General features: G+C 44.6%; 20 protein-coding genes. 5 read left to right on the forward strand and 15 right to left on the reverse strand.

Going from position 1 to position 23,506, the window contains the following annotated elements; genetic code table 11:
* Positions 1 to 63: 63 nt before the first annotated feature.
* From ACZ5AE_RS28155 to ACZ5AE_RS28180, 6 genes are all read right to left on the reverse strand, one after another.
* Complete coding sequence (locus ACZ5AE_RS28155) at positions 64 to 1,275, reverse strand: MFS transporter (RefSeq protein WP_464573753.1); 1,212 nt, start codon at positions 1,273 to 1,275, stop codon at positions 64 to 66.
* Between the two features lie 197 nt (positions 1,276 to 1,472).
* Entirely contained in the window at positions 1,473 to 3,338 is a 1,866-nt protein-coding gene (locus tag ACZ5AE_RS28160; RefSeq protein WP_464568216.1) for an ABC transporter ATP-binding protein, read from the reverse strand.
* On the reverse strand, positions 3,328 to 5,070 hold the full coding sequence (locus ACZ5AE_RS28165) for an ABC transporter ATP-binding protein (protein WP_464568218.1): 1,743 nt from the start codon (positions 5,068 to 5,070) through the stop codon (positions 3,328 to 3,330). Before ACZ5AE_RS28165 ends, ACZ5AE_RS28160 begins: the two co-directional genes overlap by 11 nt.
* Before the next feature lie 148 nt (positions 5,071 to 5,218).
* Positions 5,219 to 5,509 (reverse strand): ASCH domain-containing protein, encoded by a 291-nt coding sequence (locus ACZ5AE_RS28170; protein WP_464573754.1) that lies wholly within the window; start codon positions 5,507 to 5,509, stop codon positions 5,219 to 5,221.
* Between the two features lie 163 nt (positions 5,510 to 5,672).
* Positions 5,673 to 7,394, reverse strand: coding sequence for a GMC family oxidoreductase (locus ACZ5AE_RS28175; RefSeq protein WP_464568220.1), 1,722 nt, complete (start codon positions 7,392 to 7,394; stop codon positions 5,673 to 5,675).
* Between the two features lie 68 nt (positions 7,395 to 7,462).
* A complete protein-coding gene (locus ACZ5AE_RS28180; RefSeq protein ID WP_464568222.1) occupies positions 7,463 to 8,206 on the reverse strand; it encodes a gluconate 2-dehydrogenase subunit 3 family protein in 744 nt (247 codons plus the stop codon).
* Positions 8,207 to 8,559: 353 nt separating this feature from the next.
* Here ACZ5AE_RS28180 and ACZ5AE_RS28185 point away from each other — a divergent pair, with 353 nt between their 5' ends.
* Positions 8,560 to 9,246 (forward strand): hypothetical protein, encoded by a 687-nt coding sequence (locus ACZ5AE_RS28185; RefSeq protein ID WP_464568224.1) that lies wholly within the window; start codon positions 8,560 to 8,562, stop codon positions 9,244 to 9,246.
* A gap of 38 nt (positions 9,247 to 9,284) precedes the next feature.
* Here the strand turns inward: ACZ5AE_RS28185 and ACZ5AE_RS28190 are convergent, their stop codons facing one another.
* The 4 genes from ACZ5AE_RS28190 to ACZ5AE_RS28205 all read right to left on the reverse strand — a co-directional run bounded on the left by ACZ5AE_RS28190 (position 9,285) and on the right by ACZ5AE_RS28205 (position 12,495).
* Entirely contained in the window at positions 9,285 to 10,082 is a 798-nt protein-coding gene (locus ACZ5AE_RS28190) for an ABC transporter permease subunit (RefSeq protein ID WP_464568226.1), read from the reverse strand.
* Between the two features lie 16 nt (positions 10,083 to 10,098).
* The gene (locus ACZ5AE_RS28195) at positions 10,099 to 10,896 is read right to left on the reverse strand and encodes an ABC transporter permease subunit (RefSeq protein ID WP_464568228.1); all 798 of its coding nucleotides are present in this window, start codon (positions 10,894 to 10,896) and stop codon (positions 10,099 to 10,101) included.
* Between the two features lie 6 nt (positions 10,897 to 10,902).
* Positions 10,903 to 11,787: an ABC transporter ATP-binding protein gene (locus ACZ5AE_RS28200; RefSeq protein WP_464568230.1), complete on the reverse strand. Its 885-nt coding sequence runs from the start codon at positions 11,785 to 11,787 to the stop codon at positions 10,903 to 10,905.
* Positions 11,788 to 11,871: 84 nt separating this feature from the next.
* Complete coding sequence (locus ACZ5AE_RS28205) at positions 11,872 to 12,495, reverse strand: TetR/AcrR family transcriptional regulator (RefSeq protein ID WP_464568232.1); 624 nt, start codon at positions 12,493 to 12,495, stop codon at positions 11,872 to 11,874.
* A 204-nt stretch (positions 12,496 to 12,699) separates the two neighbouring features.
* Between ACZ5AE_RS28205 and ACZ5AE_RS28210 the strand changes: the two genes are divergently transcribed.
* Together ACZ5AE_RS28210 and pepT are read left to right on the forward strand one after the other, a co-directional pair.
* Positions 12,700 to 13,689 carry a nuclease-related domain-containing protein gene (locus ACZ5AE_RS28210; RefSeq protein WP_464568234.1) on the forward strand — a complete coding sequence of 330 codons (990 nt, stop codon included), beginning with the start codon at positions 12,700 to 12,702 and terminating at the stop codon, positions 13,687 to 13,689.
* A 465-nt stretch (positions 13,690 to 14,154) separates the two neighbouring features.
* A complete protein-coding gene (gene pepT, locus ACZ5AE_RS28215) occupies positions 14,155 to 15,387 on the forward strand; it encodes a peptidase T (protein WP_464568236.1) in 1,233 nt (410 codons plus the stop codon).
* Between the two features lie 37 nt (positions 15,388 to 15,424).
* Here the strand turns inward: pepT and ACZ5AE_RS28220 are convergent, their stop codons facing one another.
* The 3 genes from ACZ5AE_RS28220 to ACZ5AE_RS28230 all read right to left on the reverse strand — a co-directional run bounded on the left by ACZ5AE_RS28220 (position 15,425) and on the right by ACZ5AE_RS28230 (position 19,054).
* Positions 15,425 to 16,369, reverse strand: a complete 945-nt coding sequence (locus ACZ5AE_RS28220) for a phosphotransferase family protein (protein WP_464568238.1) — start codon at positions 16,367 to 16,369, stop codon at positions 15,425 to 15,427.
* 64 nt (positions 16,370 to 16,433) lie between these two features.
* Positions 16,434 to 18,023, reverse strand: coding sequence for a glutamate synthase-related protein (locus ACZ5AE_RS28225; protein WP_464568240.1), 1,590 nt, complete (start codon positions 18,021 to 18,023; stop codon positions 16,434 to 16,436).
* Between the two features lie 125 nt (positions 18,024 to 18,148).
* Positions 18,149 to 19,054 (reverse strand): LysR family transcriptional regulator, encoded by a 906-nt coding sequence (locus ACZ5AE_RS28230; RefSeq protein WP_464573755.1) that lies wholly within the window; start codon positions 19,052 to 19,054, stop codon positions 18,149 to 18,151.
* Between the two features lie 159 nt (positions 19,055 to 19,213).
* On the opposite strand from ACZ5AE_RS28230, the gene gdhA reads away from it, so the two are divergent.
* The gene (gene gdhA, locus ACZ5AE_RS28235; RefSeq protein WP_464568242.1) at positions 19,214 to 20,596 is read left to right on the forward strand and encodes an NADP-specific glutamate dehydrogenase; all 1,383 of its coding nucleotides are present in this window, start codon (positions 19,214 to 19,216) and stop codon (positions 20,594 to 20,596) included.
* Positions 20,597 to 20,703: 107 nt separating this feature from the next.
* Positions 20,704 to 20,841 carry a DUF4023 domain-containing protein gene (locus tag ACZ5AE_RS28240; RefSeq protein WP_464568244.1) on the forward strand — a complete coding sequence of 46 codons (138 nt, stop codon included), beginning with the start codon at positions 20,704 to 20,706 and terminating at the stop codon, positions 20,839 to 20,841.
* A 375-nt stretch (positions 20,842 to 21,216) separates the two neighbouring features.
* Here ACZ5AE_RS28240 and ACZ5AE_RS28245 read toward each other — a convergent pair whose 3' ends face one another.
* A complete protein-coding gene (locus ACZ5AE_RS28245; protein WP_464568246.1) occupies positions 21,217 to 21,810 on the reverse strand; it encodes a hypothetical protein in 594 nt (197 codons plus the stop codon).
* Positions 21,811 to 21,824: 14 nt separating this feature from the next.
* On the reverse strand, positions 21,825 to 22,994 hold the full coding sequence (locus ACZ5AE_RS28250; RefSeq protein ID WP_464568248.1) for an Alp7A family actin-like protein: 1,170 nt from the start codon (positions 22,992 to 22,994) through the stop codon (positions 21,825 to 21,827).
* Positions 22,995 to 23,506: the final 512 nt, after the last annotated feature.

Consider the following 23,506-nt stretch of genomic DNA (forward strand, 5'->3'; position numbering starts at 1 on the left):
ATGGATGGTTTCCTCGATTTTCCAAAAGCAAAAGACCCTTCAATAGGGCCTTCCGATAAATCATTATATCAATTCTTGTTTTTTCGTTTCTTTTCCCAAAAGAAACACTGCCAATGCACCAATTAAAACTGATATACAAAATATTGTAAAAATGGTAGAAACAGAATACTTTTGAGCCACTAAGTAGCCAACCAATAATGGGCCGAGCACACCGCCGATACGGCCGATGGCAGCAGCCATTCCGGCACCCGTACCGCGGATTACCGTTGGATACTGCTCCGGGGTATAGGCATAGAGCCCGCCCCAAGCGCCCAGGTTGAAAAATGATAATAGAATTCCTGCTGTCATTAACAGTGCCGTAGATTCTGCGGTTCCAAAGAAATAAGCACTTGCAGCCGTTCCGGTTAAATAGACAACCAAGACAAACTTCCTTCCAAACCTTTCAATGCACCACGCCGCCGTAAAATAACCAGGTAACTGAGCTAGCGTCATTATCAGCACATATTCAAAGCTTTTAATCAAACTGAAGCCCTTCATCACCATGACACTAGGCAGCCATAGGAACATGCCGTAATAGGAGAACACGACACAGAACCAGACAACCCAAAGCATCGCTGTCTTTCTGCTATACTCTTTTGACCATAGCTGAGTGAGGTTATCGAGGACGGAACTCTTTTCCTTCGTTTTAACTGCTGCAAAACGTGGTGAGTCAGGAAGCCCCATCCGCAAATATAAAGCATATAGGGCAGGAATCGCACTGATAAGCAGCGCAGCCTGCCAGCCAATCGATGGGATGACGAAATAGGAAATGACCGCCGCAATCAGCCACCCGCCGGCCCAAAAGCTTTCCAATAGAACAACGATCCGGCCGCGCTTTTCAGCCGGGACACTTTCGGAGACAAGCGTTGAAGCAACCGGCAGTTCTCCTCCTAAGCCCATTCCGACTAAGAACCGGAGAATTAGAAAGACCGTCAAAGAGCCTGCAAATGCCGATGCACCGCTTCCTACCGAAAATAATAATAAGGTAATGATAAAAACATTTTTCCGTCCGATTCGGTCAGCCATTAAGCCGAAAATAAGTGCGCCGACTGCCATTCCAATCGAGTTGATGCTGCCAATCCAGCCCATTTGTCCGGGAGTTAAACTCCATTCTGCCGCCAATGCTGCAATGATGAAGGAAAGCATTCCTACATCCATGGCATCAAACATCCAGCCCATCCCGGCAATGCCGAGCAGTTTCGTGTTGGATAATTCCTGTTTCTTTCCTGCTTTCATCTTAAGATAATCACTGCCAGAAACACTATTTGTGTTAGCCATCATAAGCCCCCCTCTATTTTCAGAGTTTCTGATAATATTCCCCAATATGTTTCTTTTTAAGAAAGAACTATTTTAGCACCTGTCCTGACATAATTCTAACAGATGTCTTTACACCAGTCAGCAAAAAAAAGAGAAAATCTCAGTTTGAAATTTTCTCAAAGCTGCGCTTCATTGGCATCGTCATTTTTAAATTGATTAGAAAATAAGGTAAAATATCTCTCTTTATTCGCCATCAATTTAGCATGGCTGCCTGATTCTACAATTTCTCCGTGTTCAATGACCATGATGGTGTCGGCATCACGAATGGTGTTTAGGCGGTGAGCAATAATAAAACTAGTGCGATTTTCCATTAAAGATAACAAAGCCCGCTGAATGTGCAGTTCTGTTCTAGTATCAATGCTGCTCGTCGCTTCATCCAAAATCAGCAATGATGGTCTTGCCAAAATAACCCTGGCGATGGCCAGCAGCTGGCGTTCTCCCTGACTGAGGTTACCGCCGTTTTCCGATAGGAGGGTGTCATATTGCTTAGGCAGACGTTTGATGAACCCTTCGGCACCCGCCATCCGTGCCGCTGTTTCCACTTCTTCCTGGTTTGCGGCCGGATTCCCGTACATGATATTTTCTTTGATTGTCCCTGAAAAAAGGTAGGTATCCTGCAGCACAAAGCCAAAGCTGCGCCGCAGGCTGTCCCTTGTGTAGTCGCGAATATCGCGGCCATCCAGAAGAATTCTTCCGCCAGTCACATCATAAAATCTCGTCAAAAGATTAACAATTGTTGTTTTTCCCGCACCAGTTGGGCCAATGAGGGCGGTGCTGGTTCCTGCCGCCGCCTCAAAGCTGATGTTTTTTAAAATCGGCACATCTGTGCGGTACCCAAAGCTGACATTTTCAAACACAACTTGGCCTTTCGGATTCTTAAGCGGCACTGCGTTAGAGGAATCGGCAGGTTCCTCCTCTTCATCAATGACTTCAAAGACCCGCTCTGCTCCGGCGACACCTGATTGAAGAATGTTAAAAATATTGGCAAGGTCATTGAGCGGCCGGACAAACTGTCTCGAATAGGTGATGAAGCTGGCAATCGCTCCCACCGTGATATGCCCTTTGACAGCCAGAATGCCGCCGACAATAGCGACGACCGCAAAGCCAAGGTTATTGATAACGTTCATAATCGGCATCAAGAAACCGGACCAAATCTGCGCCTTGAGGCCGACTTCGCGGAGCTTAGTATTAACCTTTTCAAATTCCTCGATAACGTTTTCTTCATGATTAAAAGCTTTGACGACCTCGATGCCAGAAATGGTTTCTTCTATATGCCCATTTAATTTTCCCAGCTGGATTTGCTGATTTTTAAACAGGACGCTCGTTCTTTTAGCAATCGTTTTTGTCAGCAAAAATACAAGCGGTACGGTAATCAGGCTGGCCAGCGTGAGAATCGGGCTGAGAATCAGCATCATAATGAGCGAGCCTAGGATGACGATGACTCCGGACATTAACTGTGTCGTCGATTGTGATATCGTATTACTGATATTATCAACATCATTTGAGAGCCTGCTCATCAATTCCCCATGTGTCCGAGTATCAAAAAAGGCAACAGGAAGCTTTTGCAGCTTTTGAAAAAGAGAATCTCGTAATCCTTTCACTATCCGTTGGGCTACCCCCGCCATCAGCCAGCCCTGCAAAAAGGTGAGGACAGCATCACCTACATAGGCACAGATAAGAATGACAATCATGATCTCAAGAAAACTGAAATCCACCTTCCCTGACTTTAGGGTCATGGCATCGATGGCTTTACCAATGAGATAAGGGTTAAGCAGCATTAAGGCTGCATCAACCGTAATAAACAAGAAAATGAGGGAAAGCATTCCCTTTTCGCGGCCAAAATAATCCCAAAGACGTTTTAAGGTTCCTTTAAAGTTTTTTGGCTTAACCACTGGACCGCGGTGGTGGGCACCTCCGCCAGGCCTAAACGGCGGGGGTCCAGGAGGGGGAGTTCTTTGCGGTTGATTCGTATTATTTGCCATTTTGCAGACCCTCCCTGCCCATTTGTGAGCGATAGATTTCTTGATAGACCTGACAATCCTTAATGAGCTCTTGATGGGTGCCAATACCCGCCACTTCCCCCTGGTCAAGGACGATGATTTTATCGGCATCGATAATGGATGATATCCGTTGGGCAATCAATAAACAAGTCAGGCCGCTGGCGTATTTTTTTAAGGCAGTTTTCATTTTAGCTTCGGTGGCGGCGTCGACCGCGCTTGTGCTGTCATCCAAAATGAGGATTTCCGGCTGCTTCACCAGTGCCCTGGCAATGGAAAGCCGCTGCTTCTGCCCGCCGGAAAAGTTGACACCCCCCTGGCCGATTTTTGTGTCATAGCCTTCTGGTGAGGACTCGATAAATTCAGTGGCACTCGCTATGGCCGCCGCTGTTTCGATTTCCTGCTGAGAGGCATTTTCCTTCCCCCAGCGAATATTCTCGGCGATTGTTCCGGTAAATAAAATATTTTTTTGCGGAACAAAAGCAATTTTCTCCCTTAGATTTTTTGGGTCTATGTCCTTAATATTCGCGCCATTTACCTTTATCGACCCGCTTGATGCGTCATAAAAGCGAGGAATCAGACTGACGAGCGTTGTTTTCCCGGAACCGGTAGAGCCGATGATGCCGACTGTTTCCCCGGGAAGAATAGTAAGAGAAATGTTTTTGAGGACTTGCTCGCCTGCAGCCTCATCATAGGAAAAGAAGACATTTTCAAAATCAATTCTTCCTTTTTCACCAGTTGGAGATTTCATTTGGTCGTTTTTCCAAGTAATGTTGACTTCCTCAGAGAATACTTCACCAATTCTTCCTGCCGAGGCCTTCGCTCTGACAAACATGGTAAACACCATGGAAATCATCATGAGGGAAAATAAAATCTGCGTCATGTAGTTGATAAAAGCAATTATATGGCCTACCTGTATCTTTCCCGACTCGACCCCTATGCCGCCCATCCAGAGGACAACGACAATCCCGATGTTAACTGTCAGCATAATCGCCGGGCTGAAAACAGCCATCAGGCGGTTGGCGGCAATTGATTGCTTCTGGAAATGCTCGTTAGCTTTCGAGAATTTAGCTGTTTCTACTTCAAAACGGTTAAAAGCTTTGACAACCCGGACACCGGATAAATATTCACGAAGCACACCGTTCACCCGGTCCATGGCATTCTGGACCTTAGAAAACAGAGGAAAACCAAGTTTTAAGTTGATGATGATAAACAATGCAACAATCGGCACCACCACCGCGAGGACGACCGCGAGGTGAAGGTTAAGGCGGGTTGCCATGACCAGACCGCCAATCGCCAGCAGTGGAGCTTTTACGAAAATCCGCATCGTTCCGTTTACAAACACTTGTACCTGGGTCACATCATTTGTAAGTCTTGTGATGAGGGACGCGCGGTCAAAGTTGTTTAGATTTTTAAATGAAAGAGATTGAATTTTGCTAAACAGATCAAATCGCAGCTCTGTTCCAAAATTTTGCGAAACAATGCTGGCCGTGACGCTTCTGGTGGAAGCGGCAACGGCCCCAATAGCGGTAATCAGGAGCATCAGCCCGCCCATTTTTAAGACATAATGAATATCTCTGTTGGCAACTCCCTCATCAATAATTTTCGCCATCACGGTCGGCTGCAGCAAATCACAAATGGCTTCAAAGGTGAGGAATAGAACCGCAATACAAAATGACTTCCAATACTTTTTTATGTACTTTGCAAAATGCTTCATGAGGTCTCCCCTTGCTCCTAAACTGCCAGACAAATCTAATAAACCAATTATAAATTCGGGCTCTGAAATTAGACAAGCAAAGGGGCCTGCCCCCGCTCTGCTAAGATTAACGAAATGAAGCAGATAGGAGATAGGCCCCTGGCAAATTCTATTGATTTTCTTTAACTGGGCTGAATTCATGAACCCAGACGCGCATTTGTGGGAGCCACGGCATTCCCGGGTGTATCGAAAGAATCGATTGTTTGTATTCTTCCACATTGCTGAAGCCCTCGCGGCGGGCATCCTCATCAGTCAGCTCGCCAAGGCTTTGTGAGTAAACTTTATCCACCACAAACTGGCGGCCTTCCAATGTCATGATTTCGCCGGGGTCCGCATAGCGGCCATTGCGGCGGGTTGCAGTTTTTTCACCAGCCAGCACCTTCTTAACGTCTTCCTCCATAGTAACTAACCGTTCAACGGAACAGGTTTTTGGCGGTAATGTATTGTTTTCATGTTGAGTCACTTCAATATCCTCCTTTTTCCAATTCAGTTATATATTTTAACACTTCTCCTATTGTAATAAAAACAAACTGAAAAAAGCAAAAAAGAGGTGATATCGTGAATTAAACCACTTGCCCGCCAGTTTGCCGGTATTTGTCGATGCCTTCTGCGCACCGGTAGGCGAGGGCACCGACAGTTCCAGTTGGGTTATAACCGGAATTGTGCGCAAAATTGGTCGCACCCACAACAAATAAATTGTCTACATCCCACATCTGTAAATAATTATTGACAGCCGATGTTGCCGGGTCTGCCCCCATAATGACACCGCCGGTATTGTGAGTGGACTGATAGGTTGTAATATCGTACGGCCCCAGCTCCTTCAGCGAATCAATATGATCTGCGCCCATTTCCTTTAAGATTTGAGCAGATTTTTCAGCCAGGAACACAGCCAGCTTCCGGTCCTGATCCTCAAAATCAAAGGTAATCCGGATTAACGGGTCGCCGAATGCATCCTTATAGGTAGGATCTAAATCGAGATAGTGATGCTTAAATGGCATGGATGAACCTTGTCCGCCAACTGACAAATAACGATTTGCATATTTGAGCGAAGTTTGTTTGAATTCTTTGCCCCATAATGGCGTGCCCTTCGGCACGGGATTATTCTGAATCGGCCTTAGCCCCGTTTGGGTAAGTGATATGCTGCCTCCATGAATGAAGTCTAATTTAGAATGGTCAAAGTTATCTCCATTATAATCGTCAAGGACCATTCCGAGCGAACCGGCACCTGCAAACGTACTGAATTCCTTATCATTGAAAAAGCCAATGGCATTTCCCTTCATCACTTGGTAGGCATAATTCTTGCCAATCACGCCCGTACCCGCTGCCGGATCATACGGTCTGCCAATCCCCGACATCAACAGCAAGCGAACATTATTGAACAAATAGCTAGTCAACACAACAATATCTGCCGGCTGTTCAATTTCCTCACCTGTTGTTGTATCGATATATAAAACCCCTGTCGCTTTACCTCCCGTATGTAAAATCCTTCTTACATAAGAATGGGTTCTGATCTCAAAGTTTCCCGTTTTCTTGGCAACCGGAATAACCGTGACAACTGGATCGGCTTTTGCCCCGTACTCGCAGCCAAACCGCTCGCAGTAACCGCAGTATTGACAGGCCGCCCTAGAGATGCCGTCCGGGTTTTTATATGATTCCGATAAATTAGCAGACGGCATTGTATAGGGATTCAACTTTAAGTTTTTTGCCGCTGTCTCAAACATTTTCATGGCCGGTGATTTCTTCATCGGCGGAGTTGGGTATTTATCTGACCGCTTTCCGGCGCCTGGGTGCGGATTTTCCTCTCCGGAGATCCCACAGGTCTTTTCAAATTTGTCGTAGTAAGGCTCAAGCTGGTCGTAGGTAATGCCCCAGTCCTGTATCGACATTTCCGCCGGGATTTTGTTTTGCCCATATTTTTCAACGGTTTTGCTGCGAATTTCAAAATCATAAGGGAGAAAGCGGTATGTCTGCCCATTCCAGTGAACACCAGCTCCTCCTAAACCATCGCCGAGCAGAAACGAACCATACTGTCTCATTGGCAAAGCGCGGATTCGTTCGTTGCCTCGGAAGGTGATTGTTTCTTTGGAAAGGTCTTGGAACAAATCATAGCGCAGAGCATATCTGAGTTCATCATGAACCATGAAATAATCCTCTGTTTTTCGTTCTTTGCCTCGTTCCAAGCCGACCACTTTCAGGCCCTTTTTCGTCAGTTCAGAGGCAATAATTCCGCCAGTCCAGCCAACTCCCACCAGAACGACGTCTGCTTTCGGTAATTTTCTCGCCATTTTTCCACCTTCTTTTTTAAAAATAAAAAACGTTCATTGGGGAACCGCATCCCCAATGCCTTACCGCATTAATGCTTCATATGGCTTTGCAGGCTCTGCGGCGCGATTTTCTGAAAGTCTTTCTCAATAATTTCGGCATAGGCCATTTGGCTGCCAGGGTAGTTACGCATTTTCCAGCCATTCATGTTTTTATTTCCTCCATATAATGGATCGCTATAAACTCCCTCTAAGGTTGCACTTCTCAGTAGCTGGAAAAAGCCGCTTGGGGATAGAGTCGTTAAATTTACCTTATCCTCCTCAAAATCTTTCAAAATTTTATCCTGTTCTTCACCCGAAAGTTCTTCGAAGTTTTTCTTACTTACATTGTTACTGTGGTTTTGCAGCTCACGTAAGCCAATATCAAAAATATCCCTTCGTTTTAAGCGCCCCTGATACCCTTGAACTTTTTCACCAGGAAAAAAGGGCGCCTGCATATAGTCCCTGGCGTTGAAGCCCCAATCGCCGGCTAATTGGTGATCGATAAAATAGGCAACGCCCAATGCTTTTGCCCCTGGTCCGTTATCATCTTCAGGAAATATTCGTTCAGTGGCAGCTTCGGTAATCCTAAATTGTTCCGGAGTAAAGTACATCAGCGCCTGATTGAAATCTTGATCCTGAGGAGCTGGCGGATTGTTTTTGTTATCATCCTTTCCCCTTGGGACCAAACTTCCCAAGATCCCGCCGACAGCGAGTCCCCCTACGGTAAAACCGGTATTGCGGAGAAATCTTCTTCTCGATAATGTTTCTTGCTGGGCCTTGTTTTCTTCAGCCATGGCAAACACCTCCAAGGAAATTAGAAAAGCGGAAGCGCCTTGCTCAGCCCCGATATAGGGCGAATTTGCTGCTGGCAAGTTAGCGAAGCCAGTAGCTTAGTCGCCCTTAATGCGTACAGAAAGCAATAGCTTTCTGTAGCCAAGCATAAGACGAGCCGGCAGGAAGGTTGCTTTTTAACCTTCATGACGGATTGGCCGTAGACCATCGAGGGGCTAGGCGCTGCAGCTAGACAATAGATTACATTATTTGAAAAATACGGCATTGCCGCTATTGCTTGATAATGTTCCCAAAATAAAGCAGGTATACTCACAAAAAATCTGGGGAATTTATTTGGTAAAAAGGAGGAAATAAAATGAAAAAAATTAGAAATAGGTGGTATGTACCAACGATTGCTGGGCTTTTTATTCTTACCTCATGCTCAGCCCAGCAGGAATTGAAGGGCAATGCCGAGGATCTTCATCAGCAGTCCTTAAATGAAAAAGGAAATGGCCACGTCCATGGCCAGAATAATCCCGACGTAATTCCAAGCGTTGACAGATCGAAGAAGCAAACAACAGCTACAAACAATCAAACAGCTGGCCTTGGAGAAAATGTTTACAGCTTAATTGGAAGCTCCAGCCTCCATGATGGGGGTATCTCTTCCCATTTAGAGTCCAGGCTTGCGGGGCAGGGGATTACTGGTATCAAGGTGTTTGTCCTTGATGACACGGTGATTTTGGCGAGGGCAGAGCCAGCGACAACCTCCACCACTTATGATGAAATGCAAAATAAGGTTTTAAAAAATACAACTGGTTCTTCTGGAAAAGGGACACTTGACGGTGTTGATGCCGATAAATTGAATACCGACGATAACCTGGCCAAGGCCAAGGATTTAATGAACAAGGCCTTTAACGGCCAAGTTCAGGTTCTTTCCATTACCAATCCAAGTGCACTAACGCTCATCGACGGCATCAAAGCCAATATCAAAGCACCATCACCATCCTATAGCAAGCTATCAAGTGATATCGTCACATTAGTTAAAATGGCAAATGAAAAATAAAAGGTCCGACTCCCTAAGTACCGGGAGTCAGACCTTTTTTATATGTTTAAATCTTTCTTTTTGTAAAATATAAATGTGACTGTTAAAAAAATGATAAATAAAACAACAGAGATTATCAGATACACAGTATCAAACCCGCCGCCGTACATGATTTTTTTGGCCTCAAAGTATTTAAACGGTGTCACGTATTTCAGAAACTGGATACGTTCATTTAAATCAATGACTACTGATAATACAAAGGTAAGCAGCAGGATTCCTGCCGCTAATGATGCGGCCTTTTTCGGTTTCCTTTTTAAAGCAGAGACCGCACTGCCGATAACCATAAACAAAAGCTGCAGGATGAACATCCCTATCATTGTGATGGCAATATCCCCATTTACCGCTTCTCCATCAGCGTATTTCCCAACAATGACAACGGACGACCCCCAGGTAACAAGGTTAAAGATTAAGATATTCGTTAGGACAGCCAAAAGTTTGGCGGTTATAATTTTCGCTCTCGAAACGGGTTTTACAAACAGGAACTCAGATGTCTTATCCCGTTCTTCCTTGGCAATAATGGTCGCCCCGAGCATCGCCGCATGGATGGCAGCCATCAATAATAAATAGATAAACAGCATCCCATAATAGCCGCTCACCTTATTCATATCAAGCGCTCCAACCCCCATTACAACTTGCAGCGACTTTGGCATATCCTGAAACAGGTCATTCAGCGATTGGCCTGATGATGATAACCCTGCGTATTTTTGCATCCCAGAGACCACCATCAGGAAGACGCCAATGCACCAAATGATAAGCGATTTCCGATGGGACTTCAGTTCTCTTAAATAGATATTCATTTGTCCGAGCCCCCTCCTACACAGCATGGATATCTTTTTTTGTATAAACGAAATAACTCGCCGCAACGGCCAGCAGAATAATAACCACACCCACAATCATAAAGGATGCTTCATAGCTTGAATGTTTTAAAATATAATCGTTATTAAAATATTTGAACGGTGAAAAATAGCGCTTCGCTTCATCATCCGTTGTGGCGCTGATCGCTCCGATAAAATAAAACACGAACACCGTTCCGAGCGACACGGGCAGCACAGATTTGAGCTTCCGAGCGAGAACGGAAACCATAATACCTATAGCAAGAAACATCAACTGGATGAAAAACATCGTCAGCGAAAGTAGAATGAATTGTTTCATGTTAAAATCGGCCGTTTTCACTTGATTGGCAATTACAGTTGCGGCTGCTATATATACAACATTTGTAACGACTAGTGAAGTGAAGGCTGCCAGCAACTTGGCAGTTAACACCTGAATCCTGGTTACCGGCTTGGTCAGCAGAAAGTCAGCCGTTTTTTCCCGGATCTCCTTGCTGACAATGGAAGTCCCTAGATTCATTGCCTGAATCGCGCCGCAAAGGACGATAAACGTTAATGCATAACAATAGAATCCTAGAATCGTAAATAAATTGCCCAGATTGAGGCCGATGGCTTTCCTTAAAGCTTCCGGATAGCCCTCGAGCAGCTTTTTGAATTCATCTGCATCCTTCGCAAAGGCCGGAAACATCGACATGAACAGGGCAAATACGGCAATTAACGAAATCGTCCAAACAATCGTCGACTTCCTGTAGGCCTTTAATTCATGAAAAAAGATATTCATAATTTATTAGGCCTCCTTTTCATAATAGTGAAGGAAAATTTCCTCAAGGTCGGGCTCTTCAATCCAGAGGTTAATTATTTCAATTTCAGCGATTTTCCTTAGTACCGCATTGATATCCCCTCTAAATAAGAAGCTCGTTACATTTCCTTTCACAGTCAGATTGCTGACTCCCTCTTTTTGAAAATAATTCCGGTCCAGCGGCACCTTTGTTTCGACTTTAAACTTTTTATAGTTGTTTTCTTTTAATGTACTAATCTTTTCAACTGTAACAATCTTACCTTCTTTAATAATAGCCACCCGGTTACATAGTCTCTGCACCTCACTTAGAATGTGCGAGGAAAAGAGAATCGTGGCGCCTTTTTTATTTTCTTCCTCAAGAAGTTCAAAGAATTTCTGCTGCATCAAGGGGTCGAGTCCGCTCGTCGGCTCATCGAGAATGATTAACTTTGGTTCATGAAGCAGCCCCTGGACAATGCCGACTTTCTTTTTATTTCCCAAGGAAAGGTCGTCGATTTTTTTATTAAGGTCGAGGTCCATGATCTCCGCCAATTCCTTGATCCGCTTGCTGCAGTCCTTTTTGTAAAAGCTGGCTGAATACTTCAAGAGGTCCTTTACCTTCATATTGTCGTAATAAAACACTTCCGACGGCAGATAGCCGATTTCCTTTTTTATCTCCGGAGCAGATTTGACGCAATCCTTTCCAAAAATCGTTGCACTGCCGCTGGTCGGATAAATGAGTGACAGGAGTGTACGGATGGTTGTCGATTTTCCAGCTCCATTCGGTCCGATGAAGCCGAAAATCTCACCTTCTTCAACATTAAAGCTGATGTCGCTGATTCCTCTTGACTTCCCGTAAGTTTTGGTCAGGTTTCTAATTTCTATTACATTCATGTTTTGAGGCCTCCTATTTGGCTAACTCCCATAAATTCAACTAAGCCTTTGCCTGCGTCTATCGGCTTGTTAGTAGGCATGTCTTTATTTATAAAAACATTTAATTAAAACCTCGAAGTATTCTTCTGCTTCCCGGCTGACCTTCTGATAGTCAAATTTGTGGTCCGGCAGCATCTTTGCTTTGTAAAGCTCCTCATCACTCATTTTTTCAAAAGTCCAGGTGATGATTTTTAAGATTTTTTGAATGTCAACATCATCCCGAAACTTGGAAAAATCAATACCCTCGTAAATTTTTCCGAAATTCAAATCAAGTAGTTCTTTTTTCTTTTTTTCCATTTCCACTTTGATTTCTGTAGAATCCTCCATCATTGCAATTTGCATAAAATTTAACAGGTCAGGATATTGCATAAGCAGGTCCATTTTAATTTTGATGGATTGCCTAATTCTCTTGAAAAAATCCGATTCGGCAAGATTGATTTTTTTATAAAATTCATCCGCAATGAGTTCGTAGCAATATTCGAACAGAAATAGATACAGTTGCTTTTTGTTCCGAAAATAATGAAACAGCAGTCCTTTCGAGATTCCCGCTTCCTTTACAATTTCATTAGTGGATGCCTTATCATAGCCTTTCTGGGCGAATTCTTTAATGGCTGCATTGATTATTCGGTCTTGTTTTTCCTGATCTAGATTGAGGAATTTCGAAAACATTTGTGTGTTCCCACTCCTTTGGTTTAAGACGTTGACCGTATTGGTCAATTACATTTTATTCCTTTTGACCATTGTGGTCAATAGTGGTCAATCTTATAATTTTTACAAAAAAATGAACTTGTTTTGATGTTGATAGTATTGGGATTTGGGGTGTGTTACGATGCGGATGCAAGGCCAAACTTTTGGAGGTGAATGACCATTTGCATGAAAAACAGAGATCGATCGTTAACATTAGAAGGTTTGATAGCCGCACAAAGCAGGCTGGCACTGAATCATCCAATGCTTCCTATTTTATCTGGCAAACAGGCTTCCGTGGAGGCTGGGATTGCCGGGGAGGATCGGGTGGCAGAAATTTTCCGAAAAACTCCATTTGCCTTTCCACAAAACGTTTATCACGATTTACGACCTTCCTCAGATGAAAAATTTCAAATTGACACCTTTGGACTGACTCCTTGGTTTGGTAATATTCTTGAGGTCAAGAACATCGCCGGGGTCCTCGAATTTAAGGACAATCCACCTCAATTGATTCGAACGCGCGATGATGGACACAAGGACGGATTTGAAAGTCCTGTCGTCCAATTGGAACGAAACTACGAATTATTGAGTGATTGGTTTCGGAAACACAATATCCGTATTCCTATTTACGGTTCCGTTGTCCTGGCCTATCCGAAGCAGATTGTTGCAGTTCCTCCAGCGAAAACGCGACTTTTATTCCCCAACTTGATTCCCTCTTTTATTCGAAACATCCCGCAGCCAGACTTTAAGTTGGATCCCGAAACCTTCCATTGGCTTTCTTTAGAACTCCTCAAGAGCCACCAGCCTTTTATTCCAAAGCCGATCTCAGAGTCTTACAAAATCCCACGGGGGGATGTTAAAAATGGTGTGCGGTGTGGTGTGTGTGGCAAGTTCGGAATGGTGAAGGCACCTCGCACATGGATTTGCCCCTTTTGCGGTGCAACAGACCATTTGGCGCATCAAAGGACATTATTGGAGTGGTTTTTAGTAGTGAGCAGGACTATTACGAATCGGGAGTGCCGGGAGTTTTTGGGGGTGGATATACAGGTAGCGAAACGCATTTTACAAAGTATGAATTTGCAAAGCGAGGGTACATTTCGAAATAGGTCATATTTAATGGATCTGAGTAGTAGCTGTTTTCAACAAAACAAAGAGGGAATCTGTATTCCGAAGAGTTAAAGATAGGGACGATAGTAGAGTTCGGCTATACGACAGTTACTGGGACTTATCCGACAGAAAAATCCGGCCGCGACAGTTATGGCCGATTATCCGACAGTTATGGAGGCCTATCCGACAGTATATAGGTCTCTTCCGACAGTAAAATCCAGCTGCGACAGTTATGGCCGATTATCCGACAGTTATGGAGGCCTATCCGACAGTATACAGGTCTCTTCCGACAGTAAAATCCGGCCGCGACAGTTATGGCCGATTATCCGACAGTTAAGGAGGCCTATCCGACAGTATACAGGTCTCTTCCGACAGTAAAATCCGGCCGCGACAGTTATGGCCGGTTATCCGACAGTAACAGAGCTCTATACGGCAGTAAACCAAAACCGACCCACCGCCACCCCTTCAAAAACGTGTATCCGCTCCTATAAAGTGATATGATAATCATGAAAATATATAAAAAGGGAGTGTGCTAAATTGAAAGAGGAATTGATTCAACGTTTTACTTCCTATGTAAGAGTGGATACGCAGTCCAACGAGAGCAGTGAGACTTGTCCATCAACGGAAGGGCAATGGACGCTGCTGCGCATGCTTGTCGAAGAACTCAACCAAATCGGTATGCAAGAAGTGACCATCGACGAGAACGGCTATGTGATGGCGACCCTGCCTGCCAATACCGATAAAGAAGTGCCAACAATCGGATTTCTGGCCCACGTTGACACGGCAACTGATTTTACCGGCAAAAATGTCAATCCGCAAATTCTTGAAAGCTATCAAGGCGGTGAAATCGTCCTTAACGAGGCCCTGAATGTCATCATGTCGCCAAAGGAGTTCCCGAACCTCGCTGACTATAAAGGCCATACACTCATCACCACCGACGGCACCACACTGCTTGGGGCCGACAACAAAGCCGGTGTTACCGAGATCATGACCGCGATGGCATACCTAATCCAGCATCCGGAAATTAAGCACGGTAAGGTCCGCGTTGCGTTCACGCCGGATGAGGAAATTGGCAGGGGGCCACATAAGTTTGACGTTGCGGCCTTTAATGCGAAATATGCCTACACTGTTGACGGCGGTCCGCTTGGCGAGCTTGAATACGAAAGCTTCAATGCTGCGGGTGCAAAAATCACGATAAAGGGTAACAATATTCATCCTGGTTCCGCTAAAGACAAAATGGTCAATTCAATGAAAATCGCGATGGAATTACATAGCCAGCTTCCGCCGCAGGAGGCACCGGAACACACAGAAGGGTACGAGGGCTTCTACCATTTGCTGTCCTTTAACGGCGATGTCGAGCAAACCAAGCTCAACTACATCATCCGTGACCATGACAGAGAAATTTTTAATAAAAGAAAAGCGACGATGGAAAACATCGTAACCCAACTTAAAGAAAAATACGGCACTGACACCGTCCAGCTTGAGATGAAAGACCAATACTATAACATGCGCGAAAAAATCGAGCCGGTCAAGCAAATCGTCGATATTGCTCAGGAGGCGATGGAGAGCTTAGACATCAAGCCGCTTATTAAGCCAATTCGCGGCGGTACAGACGGTTCCCAGCTATCATTCATGGGCCTGCCGACGCCAAACATCTTTACCGGCGGCGAAAACTTTCACGGCAAATACGAATTCATTTCCGTGCAAAACATGGTGAAAGCAACCGAAACCATCATTGAAGTCATTAAGCTGTTTGAAAAAAAGGCTTAATAAAAGAAAGCTAACCGCCCTAGGTTAGCTTTTTTGTCTATACATCAGCAAGCGCCTCTGCGCACTGCCTTAAACTCGAAACCGTCTCCTGCAATTGCCTCTCCAGCTGCTCCTTCGACCACTTTCCATCGTCAGCCAACAAATCTTTTTGAATCAATAGAATCATCCACATTGAAAACACGGCTGAAAATAAATAGTATTCCCGAATAAATGCGGTACCTTCCAGCTCCAGCTTGACCGCATCAAGATACAATCCAAGAACCTGCTCCCGGAACCCCGAAGTTACCCTTTTTGGAAGAATCGGATGTGACATATCCAGCAGATGATATAAATCCCAAAAGGGCGTATTCAAATGGGTGTGCTCCCAATCCAGGATGATTATATTCCCCTTCACAACAGCGTAATTCCCCAAGTGCAAATCCCCGTGTGATAATACCTGAATCTTTGAAAATAGGAAACTATCAAGCTGTTTAAAAACATGCAGAGCCTGTTCTCCAGTAAGCCCCAATCGCGGAAGCACCTCAAGAAGGGCATCCCTCTTCTCGTGGACCTCCTCCGCCACCACCTCAATCCGTGGCTTCAACCCGGTCAATGGAACATTTGGGAACGTCTTCAATGGAAGGGAGTGCCACCAGGCTATCCACTTAGCTACACCAAGGACCGTTTCCTCCGTAAACTCATGCGAAAGCGGGCCGAGGTCCTCGAGAATCATCCAGCTTAAATCAGGATTATCGTGCTTCGTGTAAGCTAAAATTTTGGGGAAAATGGCTGGGAACTGGCTGAGAACATGTTTATGAACCCAGGCTTCTTTACCCAGCTGAGCATTATTTGTCAGCGGTTTAAAAATATAGCTTTCCTCAGGAGACAAATAAAACCGCTCAACGAACCTTCCGTTCATGCCCTGGTAAAGGCGTTCCTTTTTTATAATCAAACTGGCATTTAAACTCCCATCCTCATGGACGATATCGTTTGGCAGCGCCATAGCCCCACAACCTTTTTAGTAGGTTTTCACTATGAATATAATACCTGTTCCATAATCTGGCAAGTTATTTATCCATGACAGCAGGACCTTCATCTGGAAAAGGGAATAGCTCCGATAATCGCCTAACGTGGCCATCCGCACCCATAAAGACTATATGCTCACGGGTAAACTTTCTAGGAGAATCCAGGCCGCACGCCGCCGCGAGGGCAAACAGCCCCTGCCGGACACTGATAATATAGTTCATGACCCGCCATTTCTTCTCCTCAGGCACAAGCGCTTCCTGCTGCTTCGGGTCGGTCGTGGTGACGCCGGCGGGGCATTTGCCGGTATGGCATTGCAGCGCCATTATGCAGCCATTTGCCATCATAAAGCCGCGTGCCGAGTTCACCGCATCGGCGCCGATTGCCAAGGCAATCGCAATTTTATCAGCCGCAATCAGCTTTCCAGAAGCAAATATCCTAAACCGGTCGCGAATGCCGTATTCATGGGCCTTGTCAAGCACAGCAAGCAGCGCGGGGTAAAGCGGCAGCCCCATTGTATCGGCCATCGCTTTGTATGTTGCCCCCGAGCCCCCTTCACTGCCATCAACCGTAATGAAATCAGGAAAAATTACAAGCTTCTTCATTGCCCTAAAAAGCTCATCCAAATGCAATCTATACCCCACAACAATTTTTATGCCAACCGGTTTGCCGCCCTCCTCCTGCAGCCGTTTAATAAATTGCAGCGCTTCCTCCGGATTTCGTAAAAACGAGAAACGGTTAGGTGAAATAATTGTCTCGCCCTTTTTTACCTTGCGAATGCTCGCCACCTTAGCCGTCACCTTCTCGCCCTCAAGATGGCCCCCCTGAATTTTTGCTCCTTGACCAAACTTCAGTTCAAAGGCTTTAATCGATGACTCTGAGGAAATCTTTCTAAATTCTTCGATTGAAAAATTCCCCTCATGATCGCGAAAGCCAAACAAGCCGGGTCCAATCTGTGCCACGACGTCGGCCCCGCTTGCTAAATGTTCCGGGGCAATCCCGCCTTCACCTGTATTTAACCACGAACCGCCAGCCATTTGGCAGCCATACCCCGTTGAAAGAATATAGTTCTCTCCAACAGAACCATAGGAGGTCGCCGATGCACCAAAGGGACCTAACAGTTTCCACGGCTGCCTCCGCTCCCCGCCGACCAAAATAGCCTCCTCCTCATGAAAAAGCCAGCGTGGAATCTGATCCTTCGCCAAATGCTCCTTGCGAAAAAATAAACCTTCGTGGTCAATTTTGTATTTCATCCCCTCGACCTTTTCTTGATTGTCGACCCTTAATTCCTCCTTTAAAAGGGGGAACAAGCCGTTGGCAATATAGTAGCCAGGCTGTTCGAAATCACCCTTCGAGCCAAAGCTGATTAAGTCGGTCCGATATTTTGCTGAAAAAACAACCCCTAAATAATCGGCACGGGAAAACGGTCTGGCACCATTATCATCATCAAACCAATACTGCCTCAGCTTCGGGCCTAGCATTTCCAGCACATAGCGGATCCAGCCAAAATAGGGATAGGCCCGGATAATCGAATGCTGCGGCTTTTTTGCCAAATTATGCAGCCATAGGAAGAAGCAAAGCGGCCCGCCAATAAAGACTATCAATAGAACAGCCAAAATTGTCCATAACACCATCAAAAGCCTCCTTATTCATTTGGCATTTGCAGATGTACAGTCCAAAGGTAACAAACCCATACCTAATACATATGTATGATGGTTACGGTAATATCCATAGACAGTCTATTGGCATCAATTTTTTATTAAATTTGAAACCGATCCAGCATGACAAAGAACTCGCTCAAAAACTCATAAAACAATTTTTCGGTTGGCAGCAGGCTGCGCTCTGCCGGTATGATGACGCCGACCGTGCGGCTAACGTTGGGCTCGGTAACCGCAATCTTAACTGTCGAGCGGGGGAGGCTGTCGATGAGAGTAATCTCCGGAATCAGCGTAATTCCAAGACCGGCAGAAACCAAGCCTTTAATGGCATCAATATCCTCACCTTCGAAGGCCACCGTTGGCTCGAAGCCAAGCTGTGCACAGGCATTCACAACAATCTCACGCAAAATAAACCCCTGAGGAAATACGATAAAGGGTTCATCCCGTAAATCGCTAAGGCTCAATACCCGTTTACCTGCCATAGGATGGGACTCGGGCAGTAAAGCCACTATATTTTCGGTAAAAAGTGTTTTCCCGGTAATTTTCTTTTCCTTTTTGGGGACCGGGCCAATCAACGCCATATTAAACTCTCCTTTTATTACCCCTTCAATTAAATAGGCATAGGACCCTTGATTTAAATGAAACTTTACATTCGGATAACGCTCCCTGAAAGCAGAAATCGTGGTAGGCAGGGTATACCCCGCGAGACTGCTGGGAAACCCGATACGGATGGTCCCTTTCTCAGGGTCCAGGAATTCCTCAACCTCACTCGTTGCGTCATCAATTAGCTTAACAGCCTGCTCCATATGCTTTAAAAAGATTTCACCTATCGGGGTCAGTTTGACATTTCGCCCTTCGCGGATAAATAAATTGACCCCGAGCTCCTCCTCTAGGTTAGAAATTTGCCTGCTGACTGCAGATTGCGCGACGTGGAGCCGATACGCCGCCTCTGTCACATGTTCTCTTTTGGCTACTTCAATAAAATATTTAATCTGCCTTAGCTCCATTCCTTCCACCACTCTTCCAATCAATCTCATTCTGATATTAATTATATCTATTATTAATATTGATTAGATTGATTTTTCATAATAAAATTAATTGATGCGAAAAAAATAAATATTCAGTATTTAGGATGAATTTATTATTTTTAAAAAAGGGGTGATTTCATGCAAACTATAGAGCATGTAAAACAGTCAGGATCACAGGCAGCAAGGGAGTATGTAAGTGAAGTTTATGAAACGGTGAAGAGCCGCAATCCATTCGAGAGTGAATTTCATCAGGCCGTTAAGGAGATTTTCGATTCGCTTGTGCCTGTATTTGCGAAACACCCAAAATATATGCAGGAGGGCATTCTCGAGAGAATCGTTGAACCTGAGAGGGTAATCACCTTCCGTGTTCCATGGGTGGATGATGCCGGAAAGGTCCAGGTAAACCGCGGTTTCCGAGTCCAGTTTAACAGCGCGATCGGACCATATAAGGGAGGCTTACGCTTCCATCCTTCAGTTAATGCCAGCATTATTAAATTCTTGGGCTTCGAGCAAATTCTGAAAAACTCTTTAACTGGCCAGCCAATCGGCGGCGGTAAAGGGGGATCTGATTTCGACCCTAAAGGAAAATCAGACCGTGAAATCATGCGCTTCTGCCAAAGCTTCATGGCAGAACTTTATCGCCATATCGGCCCGGATGTCGATGTACCTGCTGGTGATATTGGCGTCGGCGGCAGAGAAATCGGTTATCTGTTCGGGATGTACAAAAAGCTGCGCGGCGGCAATGAGGCTGGTGTTTTAACCGGAAAAGGCATCGGCTACGGCGGAAGCTTAACAAGAACCGAAGCGACTGGTTACGGTACCGTCTATTTCGTTCAAGAAATGCTGAAGGACCAAGGCCGAAGTATTGCTGGCAGCACTGTTGTTGTTTCCGGCTCCGGCAATGTTTCCATCTATGCGATTGAAAAAGCAACCCAGCTTGGCGCGAAGGTCGTGGCATGCAGCGACTCCTGCGGCTACATTTATGATGAAAACGGCATTAATGTAGAGACTGTGAAACAAATTAAGGAAGTCGACCGCAAACGCATCAGCGAGTATGTGAAGTATCATCCAGAAGCACAATATGTTGAAGGATGTTCTGGCATTTGGTCAATTCCATGTGACATCGCGTTACCTTGTGCAACGCAAAACGAAATTGACGAACAGTCCGCAAGACTATTGGTGGCAAATGGCGTAAAAGCTGTCGCTGAGGGTGCTAACATGCCATCCACGCTTGAAGCAGTCGATGTATTTTTAAACAACGATGTGCTGTTTGGCCCTGGTAAAGCAGCCAATGCCGGCGGTGTCGCAGTTTCGGCTCTTGAAATGGCACAAAACAGCCAACGCTTGTCTTGGACATTTGAAGAAGTCGATGCAAAGCTGCATCAAATCATGATTAGCATTTACCAAAACGCTGTGAAGGCATCTGAAGAGTACGGCTTCCCTGGCAACTTGGTGGTTGGCGCCAATATTGCCGGATTCACTAAAGTCGCTGACGCGATGATTGCGCAGGGCGTTATCTAAGATACTTCAAAAAATCCCCTTAATTGTGAGGGGATTTTTTTGTGTCTGTATGATTTTGGGTGTGGTTGGTTACATTAACCATTGTTCAGTTTATTTAGGAGGTTCGAATGATGGATAAAAACCTTGAAGGCAGCACTCATGAGTTTGTTGAAAAGCTACATGAAAATCAGGCAAAGGATTTAAAAAACAGACAGAATCAGGGCAGTGATACGCCTAGTAAGAAATTGCCGAATAAGACGCATTGATTTAAAAGAATAAACACAATTGTGCGAGGAATCGATCATATATATCGATTCCTTTATTAATTAAAACAATTCAAACCTATTTCTACCTCATGTTCCATTCCTTCAACAAGGATCATTCTTTCACACAACTTCAAGTCCAATATTTCCTGTATTCAGCGCACTTAAACAATCCCAAACAGCCCTTCATCGTAACCGCAGCAGCTGCCCCCAAAATCACCTGAATCAACACCTTCATATGAATCTTTCCCTCTCTTAATCTACTTTATTTCTACTCTATTAAGCTGCATTTCTACTAAAATCGCAAAATGTGGGAAATAATGAATAGTAATCCATGACAAAAAGGCACCTTATCACAAGGTGCCTTCGTCCTAATCTCTATTTATTCATACTTGCCAAAAATCCGCCCAGCAAGTCATCGGCATCAAGATCCTTCTCGCCGTCTTTCTCCTCAATAGGGGACATCTCCCGGTCAATGGTCTCGAGAGCAAACTCGTCCAAATCGTCATCTGCCAACTCGATTCCCGCAGCTATTTCTTCTTCAAAAGGACTCTCCGAAAAAGAAAGCGGCTGAGGGGCCGTAAAAGCCGTATTCTCCTGCAGATACAACGCCTCATCAATATCTACAGCCTTACTATTCAGCGAGGCCAGCAGTGCGGTCGACCTTACCGGGTCGGAAATCAACTGATAAAGAATGCTTCCCAGCAGCGCTTCAGAATGCTCGTGCTTCAGCCAATCACGCTGTGCTTTTGTCAGCCCCTTGGGGAGGGGGATGGTGACCGTTTCCTTTTCCCGGGAAAAGGATTGGCTGACACCTTCCATCACAAACGAAGCAATCTTGCTGGAAAAATTCCGGCGTTCTGTTTCCTTAATTTTTTGAAGCTGTTTTAATATGTGATCCGGAGTATCAGAAGGGATGCGGAAGGATATGGCCTGGCCCCTCTTGATTTCGTTATCGGATGCCTTTTTCATAGAATCACCTTACATCAGCTTTTTACTGGTGCTTTATTATCTTGGGGGGCCTTTTGCCTCTCAGTTTTACGAACAAAATCCGTAATTAACTTATAATAAGCATTCGACATCATCCAAATGCTTTCCTTCTCGTCCTCAAAGAAATCTATGTTAAAACCATCTAATCCGTTATTTAAGGCTTTTAAATATTCCTTTAAAATGATGGAACCCCCGCCAACAAAATAGCAGATTTCTGTCTGTGAATTCTTAGACCATACATTACGCAGCAAGCGGTATTGCTTTTTCGCAAGGTCAAGGAGAATCCGGTCGGTGATGTCATGGACGCTTGTCCGGCTCCCTTTTACCATGATATGATTGCGGTCGTTTTTCTTCGTAATGATTTCAACCACATCGCGGCGGCTGTCGAGCTCGACACCGTGTTTTTTGCGAATTTCCTCACGAATCATCTCCAACGATTCGGAAACACCTAGATTAAACCCTTGTGCCTTATCATCATCGACATTGCGATTTTTTATGACGGCGATGTCGGTGGAAAGTCCGCCAATATCTTGAATTAAAATGCGTTTATCGATTAAATCCTTATTGATGATTTTTAAATTATGATCCATCACAAGATTGATGTAAGCCGCAAAGCCTTCAGGGTAAACCTTTACCTCATTGAACTTAATATTCACTTTAATGCCTTGGTATTTTGGGGTTACAAGAAATTCAACCTGATGGACATTTCCAAGCAGCTTTGAACGGTAGCCGGCATCCTTGCCTTCCTTCACTTCGCGCAACGGCAGGCCTGTTCCCAATGTATAGTTAGCATCAATGACATTCTTTGTACGCGGGAAATCTGTCTTCACTGCATCCAATGCCAATGTCGTAAACAGCATAATTAATGTTTGGTCTTCCTCAGATTTGCTGCTGCCTGGGTCAAGTTCAGTTGCATTCGCGCTTTTGGTGGCCAAATTCCCGACGCGATAGATAATATTATTCTCCTTAAGGGCAGGGGAGTGGACTTTCACATGAATGCCATCTAACGGGTCTTTACTATCCAGTTCTTCAATACCAATCACCGGACGATCCTCGGTGTCTCTAGCTACTATGTTAGGAATATTTAATTCATAATCTAGTTCACCAAAAATAGCCTTAATGGAGTCATTGCCAACGTCCACAGCTGCAATTCTGGATTTAGTCATATCGATCATTCCTTTTCATTTAATAGATTTGCAATCTAGTACTTCTATTAAGCGTATAAAAGATTAGTAGTTTCTTCAATGACAGAGGCAGAAAAGAAACATAAGTGTAAAAATGTAAACTAGATGTAATCAAGGATAAAAATGTAAACATTAATGTTTACAAAAATTACAAAGTTGTATACATGGCTAAATATCAACTTGTTTACTAATTTGTTTACACGTATACAGATACGTAAACAAAAAGTATACAGAAAGTAAACTTGTATGCAAATTGTATACATAAGTAAATTATTACAAATATTTCAACAAGACTAAAAAGAAGGCACCCAGCATAAGCACCATCAAATTCACTTCTTACCTTCAAAATTTAAATCAGGGGATGAAGGGACGCTCGCCTCCTTTGCATAATCTTCCATCCGCCCTTTTCCTTTTACCGTAACAACAAAGCTTCGCTCCATAATTTCATGGTAACACGCGATAGGACGAGTAGGGCTACATGCAGTTGCGGAACA

It is taken from the genome of Neobacillus sp. S1227 (assembly GCF_055385255.1).